The organism is Pedobacter sp. 01N416 (assembly GCF_056399685.1).
The window spans coordinates 1-8,729 of record NZ_JBFTRT010000420.1; the positions used below are offsets into that span (position 1 = coordinate 1).

Sequence of the window (8,729 nt, forward strand, 5' to 3'; positions counted from 1 at the left end):
ATTCTTACTATGGCACACAGTCGCCAAGAAAAAATAGCTTCCCACAAATGATGAATCCTCAACAATATGCACAATATGTATTTAATGGGTATACTAATGCCGGAAAGCCTATTGCTGCTGGAGATAACTATGGTTCGGGCACAGTACCGGTATTACCTGAATATTTGGTGGCAGGTTTAAAACTTGGTCAGAATGTTACTGCTGCAGATGCAGATCCTTCTAAGTACAACTATAGCCGTGATCCAAATCTGTTTTATCAGATTACAAAAGCAAATAAGCAAGGTACCAATTGGTTTGATGAGATAACCGAATCTGCACCAGTTCAGAATTATAATATTAGTGCACTGGGTGGTTCAGACAATGCAACCTATTCTATTAGTGCCGGATACTTGAACCAAAAAGGAACGATAAAATACACAGGTTTTAAACGTTATAGTTTTAGATCCAATACTGCGGTATCTGCTTTTAATAAACGGGTGCGTTTCGGAGAAAATGCACAATATAGTTACGCTGAAGGTGTTGGGTTTGGCGTTAACCCGAATACTCCCGGTGGTTATCAGGATCAGGGAAGTGCTTTAGGATGGGCATACCGGATCCCAACAATTATCCCTGTTTATGACATTGCCGGAAACTTTGCCGGTAGCCGCGGTAGTCAGTTGGGAAATGCAGAGAATCCACTCGCATTTCTATTCAGGGCAAAAGATAATGTTAATAAAAACAACTTCTTTTTTGGAAATATCTTCGGTGAGGGTGATATTATTCCGGGTTTAGTATTAAAAACCAATTTTGGGATACGTTACGAGAATTACAATAGCTTATCTATGCGTTATCCAAATTTGGAATTCTCTGAAGGCAATAATTCAAATAATTTAAGCGAAATCCAAGGGTATAATACAGAATGGACCTGGACCAATACTTTAAATTATAACAAAAAATTTGCTGAAAAACACAGTTTAAATGCATTAATTGGTACAGAGGCAATCAGATCCAGAACCAGACAATTAACTGCAGGAAGAAATGATTTCTTTCTTTTGGGTAATCCGGATTATTATTATTTAAATACAGGTTCTTCAAATATCAGCAATGCCAGTACCGGAGCAATAGGGTCACTATTCTCCGTGTTTGCAAAGCTTGATTATTCCTTTAATGATCGTTATCTCGCCAGTTTTACTATCCGTAGGGATGGTTCATCTAACTTCGGTTCTGCTAATAAGTATGGTAATTTTCCGGCAGCAAGTGCTGCATGGAGATTATCTGAAGAGGAGTTTATGAAAAGTCTCAATTGGGTTAGCGATTTGAAACTTCGTGTTGGATACGGACAAACCGGAAACCAACGGATACCGGGATATCAATATATCAATAGATTTCAAAGTTCTATTGTTAATTCAGCTTATGCGCTTGGTGGCGGTAATGGTCTTACAACTGGTGTGCGACAAAATGCCTATCAAAACCCTGATATAAAATGGGAAGCTGTAAATTCTTTAAATATTGGTCTTGATTTTACTTTGTTAGGTGGGGCTGTTGATGGATCAGTAGATTGGTATAACAAGAAAACGACTGATATGCTTTACCCGGTACCACTACCAGCAAGCATTGTAGGAATGGGAAGTTCACCTTTTGTAAATATCGGCGATATGAGTAATAAAGGGGTCGAATTTAATATCGCTTATCATTATGGAAGAAGCGCTGATAGCCCTTTTAAATTTGATATTGGTGCAAATTTCTCCAAAAATAACAATAAAATCGTAAGGTTGGCACCAGGTATTCTCAATCAGGTTTATGGCAATTATAGGAGCTTACAAACCAGCGTTTTACAGGAAGGTGCTCCACTGGGTTCATTTTTTGGATATAAAACCGCAGGAATTTATCAGAGTACTGCTGATATTCAGAATAATCCTTCTTATTCGGGTGCCAGGGTTGGTGGATTACGTTATCAGGATATTAATGGTGATGGTATTATTGATCCAAAAGATCGGACAATTATTGGAAGTCCACATCCTGATTTCACTTATGGTATAAATTTGAACGCATCTTACAAGAATTTTGATATCTCAGCTTTCTTATATGGTGTAAAAGGAAATGATATATTTGAAGCTACACGCTATTTTACAGATTTCCCTTCCTTTGATGGAGCCAAAAGTGTTAGGTTGCTTGATGCCTGGAGCCCAACCAATACATCAAGCCTGATTCCTTCTGCTTATGCCGGGGCCTCTGATCTGGAGTTTGCTTCTTCGAGTTATTATATTCAAAACGGAAGCTTTTTAAGGCTGAAAAATTTGCAAATCGGCTACTCCATCCCAACAGCCAAAGCTTTTGGACCAAATTCTGGCATCAATAAGATTAGGGTGTATGTTAGTGCAACCAATGTATTTACCATCACTAAATACACAGGATTGGATCCGGAAATAAGTCAAATTGTAGATGGCTTCTCTGCTCCAGGAGTAGATCAGGGGGTTTACCCATCACCACGTCAGTTTTTAATCGGTATTAATGTTGGTTTTTAATTAAAAATATCAAAATGAAACATATAAAATATATTCTTCTTTCCTTATTAATTTGCAGTACTTTTTCCTGCAAAAAGGAATTTTTAGCATTGCAACCGCAGGGCGAACTCACCGAGGAACAGTTAATGAGCCAAGAGGGGGTTGAAGGACTTTTAATAGGTTCCTATAGTTTACTTAATGGCAATTTAGACGGAACATGGGGTAATTATGGTGCAGCACCAAGCCAATGGTTATTTGGCGAGGTTGCATCTGATAATGCCCATAAAGGGAGTAGCACAGGAGATCAGCCGCCTATGAATGCCATTGAACAGCATTCGCCAACCAGTACAAATGATAATTTATCGAATATTTGGAACAGATGTTTTGAAGGAATTCAACGCTGTAACCGTACTTTAAAAGTCCTTGCTAACTTACAGGCAGGCTCGGGATCGGCCAAATTTGATGATGCCCGTGCAAAAGAAATTCAGGGCGAAGCCAGATTGTTGCGTGGACATTATTATTTCTTTTTGGTTCGCATATTTAAAATGGTTCCTTATGTTACTGAGGCGAATAGTGGTGCTTTTGTTCCTAATGATAAAGACATTTATCCTAATATTGTAGATGATCTTCAGTTTGCCGTAGCCAATTTAAGTACAACCAAACCAAAAAATCAAAAAGGTAGAGTAGATAAATATGCAGCTCAGGCTTATCTTGGAAAGGTGCTTTTATATCAAAAGAAATATCCTGAAGCTTACGATTTGTTGAATGCCGTAATTTTGGCCAAACCAAGTTTGGTTGATATGCCTTACGGCGATAATTTTGACATTACCAAAGAAGACGGACCAGAAACGATTATGTCTGTTCAGCATTCAGTTGGAACAGATGGCACAGGCGGCGATAATGGTAATGTAGGCGATATGCTTAACTTCCCGTACGGTAATGCGCCGATTAACTGTTGCGGTTTCTTTCAGCCAACGATAGACCTGGCCAACTCCTTTAAGGTAAATGCCCTTGGCTTACCGCTATTGGACGGCAGCTATCGTACTAATCCATATAAATCTGATTATGGATTAACCGGAACGGATAAAACAAATTATGCAGTAGATAAGACTTTACCTTTAGATCCACGAATTGAATCGACAATTGGAAGACGTGGCGTTCCATATCGCGATTGGGGTTTAATGCCTGGTGATACCTGGATTCGCGACGCCAGCAATGGCGGCCCTTTCCTGGCTGTTAAGAATACCATTGATGCTTCGCAGATTTCGAGCGGAACAGCTCCAGGAAGTTCCAACGTAACCGGATTAAACGTAAACCTGATCCGCTTAGCTGATGTTTACCTGATGGCGGCAGAATGCGCCGTGGAAAAAGGCGATTTGGGCAGAGCTTTAATATTGGTTAATGCAGTTAGAGCCCGTGCTGCTAAAATTACCCCTCGGGATATAAATGGAACTCCTGCGGCGGCTTACAAAGTTAGCCAGTACATCTCGTTTCCAAATGATACTTATGCAAGAAATGCGGTGCGTTTCGAACGCAGGTTAGAGTTGGCATTGGAAGGTCATCGCTTCTTCGATTTGGTACGCTGGGGTGTAGCAAAACAAACACTGGAAAGTTATTTTTCTTTTGAAGGTGGGTACTTCAATTACTTAAAAGGCATTACCATCGAAACCAGAGATGATTATTTCCCTTTACCGCAAGATCAGATTGATAGAAGTAACGGTACCCTAAAACAAAGCCCGGGTTATTAGGTTATAAATGAGATACATGAGCGGGATGGTGGTCGTTTATTACCTCCGTTCATGTATTTTTTGTTTAATTAGATAACTAGTTATTGTAAGCTTTAATGACAATTGGTTTTAATTTAAGCTAAAATCAAAGTTCATTTTGTCTAGATTCTGCTGTTGCATTTCTAAATTTAGCTTATTCACCATATTATTAAATTCTACATTGTTGATTACCTCATTATTGGCTAACCACACTAAGTATGAAAATAGGAGGCCATAAATACCCTTATTGCTTTTATAAGTTCTAGTGCCTACGTTTTCGTAAGCGATCACATATTCACTTGAACTAAGTAAACTCTTCTGTTTAACCTCAAGTCCGTTTTCAGTGATTAAAAATGATTTGTATCTAAATCTTAAGTCTTTTTGTACAAGTGATTCGTTCATATTTATTAGATTGTGTCGACTCCTAACTCAAAACGCTCAACGCCAAACTACTTCTCCTCCTTAAACCTGCTAAAAAACAACAGCGCAATCAAACAAAGTGCGAAACCTACAATTCCGTTCAATCGTAATCCGAAATCGTTGCCGGGGTCCTTACCGTAAATGGTAAGCATGGCGAAAATAGCGATACCCAATGTTTGTCCAAGTTTTACAAAAAGGTATTTTACTGCGAAGAACATGCCTTCGTGGTTTTCTCCGGTTTTTAAGGTATCTCTTTGGGCAATGTCGGCCAAAATAGCGGTTGGTAAAATGCCAAGTGCCGCTAATGGAAACGAAGCGGATAGTACCAGGATGTAAATCTGTGTATGTGGACCAAATGGTAATTTGCCTAAAAAGAAAATGGTGACGAAGATTAAGCACAACACGCCAAAGGCAAGTAATACAAAAGGTTTTTTGCCGATTTTAGCCGAACCAAAATTAACCAACGGGTAAAATAGCAAGGACGCAAAAACCATGGCAGCCATAAATTTTCCACCTTCCGATTCTGGTAGGCCCAATAAAACCGTACAGAAAAACAATAAACCGCTTGAAATAATACTCAGGGCCGTATAAAAAGCGAAATCTGATATTAGGTAATATTTAAAATTACTGTTCTTAAATGTACTTTTAATTGCTGGCCATAAAGGCACATGGGTAGGCTTTGCAACCGAAAATTCCTTTTCATTGATGAAAAAAATTGGCAATAACATCACCAGTCCGGATAGGATACACAAACCCCATATCGCAATCTGGATGGCTTCGCTGCGGTTGGCTACATGAAAATGAGCCTCAACCAGATCGGCAAAGTTGTTGGTACAGGCCGATAAAATGATTCCGATTACAAAACCAACCTGTTGATAACTCGATAATTTAACTTTTTGTTTTGGCGTATTGGTTACTTCGGCCAGTAGCGCATTATAAGGAATAATATAAGTGGTAACCGATACAAAAAATAAACAAAGTGTGATGGTTAACCACCAGGCATTATGCAGGCTCTCCGTTTTTTGGATCGGGTAGAAAACCAGTCCGCAAAAAAGCATAGCAGGAACAATTGCCCATTTCATAAAGGGCATCCTGCGACCGTTTTTATTGGTACATGCATCGCTTTTAGACGCAATAAACGGATCGTAAATGGCATCTACCAACCTTCCTGAAGCAGCAATAATAGAAAGGATATTAAACGCACCCAATAAAACGAGTTGTGGTACCAAAGGTGGCAGGCCAGCATTGCTTGGGGGAAGATAGAAATAGGGAAGCATTACGATGATAATGTTTGTCATCGTGCTCCATCCAATCATACCAGCAGCGTAAGCAATTTCTTGTTTTAAGGAGAGTGTTTTGTTCATTAATTATTTTAAGTTGTTTTATATTTTTTGTAAAGCAGGTTTCTGTGTTAATCGGTTAGATCAGTCCTGCTTTCCATTTTATTTCGCTGCGCTTCATGTTCATTCCAATCAGGTTTATTTTAATCGGTCTGCCTTTAGCAAATTGCAAAGATCTGGCGTCATTCCCGCGCAGGCGGGAATCTTAAAGCTTATTGCATTAGGATTATTCATACGCTTTCTCCTCTTCAAAGGCATTCATGAGCACTACGTGGTTCCCAATCAAGTTGGGAATGACGATCCGCGAACAATTATTTTTTCTTAAACCTCCTGCTCACAAAATAAATCGCCAGAAAGCCAACAAAAATATATAAACCATTAAGTGCCGCATTCGGATCATCGGCATAAATGCTAAAAGCCACGAAAGTATAAGCAGCAATAAAAATAATAGGCAATATAGGATATAAAGGAACAGTATAGATGGTTTTTTTATCAAGATTTGCCGTTCTTTTCCGGAGGATGAAAATCGTAGCTGCCGAACTGGCCATGCTAATGCTTTCTAAGAAAATAGTATAGTTTAAAATCTTGTCGAAGGTTTTGGCATAGAAAATAATTACCACAGCAATTAATGTAAAAACAGTTAAGCTAATGGTAATTACCTCTGTTTTTTTGTTCATCCAGCTGAATATTTTTGGTAGTGCCCCTTCTTCGCCCATGGCAAACATGGCCCTTGGGTTACTCAGCAGATTTACATTTACATAACCCATTACGGAGAAAAAGATAATTACAGAAAGTGCGTTAAATCCCGCCGGACCAAATATCTTCGAAGCCAGTATTGCGGCGATGCTTTCTGCTGATTTTAATTCTTCAAAACCGATCACCTTTACATATACATAGTTGATGGCCAGGTAAAGAATTACAATAATGGTTAAGCCGATAATAATGGAACGTGGAATCACTTTTTTGGCTTCTTTAACTTCGCCCCCAAAGTTGATGGTTTGCGCATAACCCGCATAAGAAAAAGAAACCGCAATTAAACACAGGCCCAGGGCTTTTCCATAATCAGACCAGGTTGCTAAAGCACCCGTTGCTGTTTTAAAAATTGGGGTAACGGTTTGTGTTTGTCCGCCGAAAAATATAGCGCAGATGAGTGTTAAAATCATTCCGATTTTAATTACCGTTAACACATTTTGTGTTTTAGAACTCGCTTTTAAGCCTAACAGATTAATGAAATAAAATACCAAAATGGTGGTAATGGCTATGGCAACCCGATAAGTTTCATTCTGTTTATCAACAGGTAAAATAATTTTACTCAGGTATTCTGCCCCAATAATCGAAATAGCCGCTACCGATGCTGCGCTCGAAATGATCACAATACAATTAATGGCAAAAGCAATGGATGGATGATAAGCTGCTGAAAATATTTTATAGTATCCTCCAGTTACCGGAAAGCGGGAACCAATTTCCGCATAAGTTAACGCGCCACAAAAGGCTACAAAACCACCGATAAACCAAGCCAAATAAAACAGTTCGGGAATTTGTGCCTTAGCTGCTACGTTTACAGGTGTACGGAATACACCCATGCCAATAACCAAACTCACCACAATCATGGATAAATCGAATAGCGAAAGTTGCTTCTTTTGTTGCATTAAATAGAATTATGAATATTGGGTTGAAGATAGGGAAATTTGATGATTGGGTGAGAGAAGGGTTGAATGATTGAGTGAGAGAATGATTGAGTGAGAGAATGATTGAATGGGGACTATTGAATTAGGTGTAATCGGTTTCTGAGGATGTGGAAAAATGGCTGATGGTTTAATAGCTCATAGTTGATAGCCTGGTTTAATTAACCATAGGCTATTGACCAATGGACCATGTGCCATCAACCCTATACTTCGGACTGTTGACATGTGGAAATTTTCTTTTGCGAGCCTCACAGAATAAATCTATTATTGTATAATAATTCTGAAGAAGGTATTTGAAAATATTTTTATTTCAATCATCAGGGTTATTTCTACAAATTCTTCATTGCTTTGCAAACCAAAAAATGCAAGGTTTTTCATTGAAGAACAGATAAATACAGTATGGCAGAAGTAATTTATAACGACGATAGTATCCGTTCATTAGATTGGAAAGAGCACATCAGGCTTCGTCCGGGGATGTACATTGGTAAACTTGGCGATGGTTCTGCACAAGACGACGGTATTTACGTTTTGCTAAAAGAAATTGTAGATAACTCTATCGATGAGTTTGTAATGGGTACCGGAAAAACCATCGAAATTACTGTTTCCGAACAAAAGGTAAATATACGTGATTACGGTCGTGGCATTCCACTCGGCAAGGTAATCGATTGTGTAAGCAAGATCAATACCGGTGGTAAATACGATAGCAATGCTTTCCAGAAATCTGTTGGTTTAAATGGGGTAGGTACTAAGGCTGTAAATGCACTTTCTACTAGTTTTATGGTGCAGTCGTACCGTGATGGAAAAACGAAAAAAGTAGAATTTTCTAAGGGAGAAATTGTAAATGAGCAGCCAATTATCGATACCACTCAACGCAATGGCACGGCGATTACTTTTTACCCAGATGAAACCATTTTCAGGAATTACCATTATATCCCTGATTTTGTAGAGAGTATGGTTTGGAACTATGTGTTTTTAAATACAGGCTTAACCGTAAATTTTAATAACCAGAAATATTTTTCAGAAAGAGGTCTATAC

Annotated in this window: 6 protein-coding genes; 3 read left to right on the forward strand and 3 right to left on the reverse strand. The window is 38.7% G+C overall.

Translation table 11 applies throughout. The annotated features are described in order from the left end of the window. The coding region (locus AC1DND_RS20355) for a SusC/RagA family TonB-linked outer membrane protein (RefSeq protein ID WP_477584406.1) at positions 1-2,504 on the forward strand (2,504 nt) is incomplete at its 5' end. A 14-nt stretch (positions 2,505-2,518) separates the two neighbouring features. Beyond that, entirely contained in the window at positions 2,519-4,231 is a 1,713-nt protein-coding gene (locus tag AC1DND_RS20360; protein ID WP_477584408.1) for a RagB/SusD family nutrient uptake outer membrane protein, read from the forward strand. Positions 4,232-4,339: 108 nt separating this feature from the next. On the opposite strand, the gene AC1DND_RS20365 is transcribed toward AC1DND_RS20360, so the two are convergent. From AC1DND_RS20365 to AC1DND_RS20375, 3 genes are all read right to left on the reverse strand, one after another. Then, on the reverse strand, positions 4,340-4,651 hold the full coding sequence (locus tag AC1DND_RS20365) for a hypothetical protein (RefSeq protein ID WP_477584410.1): 312 nt from the start codon (positions 4,649-4,651) through the stop codon (positions 4,340-4,342). 47 nt (positions 4,652-4,698) lie between these two features. Beyond that, on the reverse strand, positions 4,699-6,033 hold the full coding sequence (locus AC1DND_RS20370) for an MFS transporter (protein WP_477584412.1): 1,335 nt from the start codon (positions 6,031-6,033) through the stop codon (positions 4,699-4,701). Positions 6,034-6,320: 287 nt separating this feature from the next. After that, the gene (locus tag AC1DND_RS20375; RefSeq protein ID WP_477584414.1) at positions 6,321-7,658 is read right to left on the reverse strand and encodes an APC family permease; all 1,338 of its coding nucleotides are present in this window, start codon (positions 7,656-7,658) and stop codon (positions 6,321-6,323) included. 435 nt (positions 7,659-8,093) lie between these two features. Between AC1DND_RS20375 and AC1DND_RS20380 the strand changes: the two genes are divergently transcribed. Then, positions 8,094-8,729 (forward strand): ATP-binding protein (locus AC1DND_RS20380; protein ID WP_477584416.1); only part of this gene is annotated, 636 nt, incomplete at its 3' end.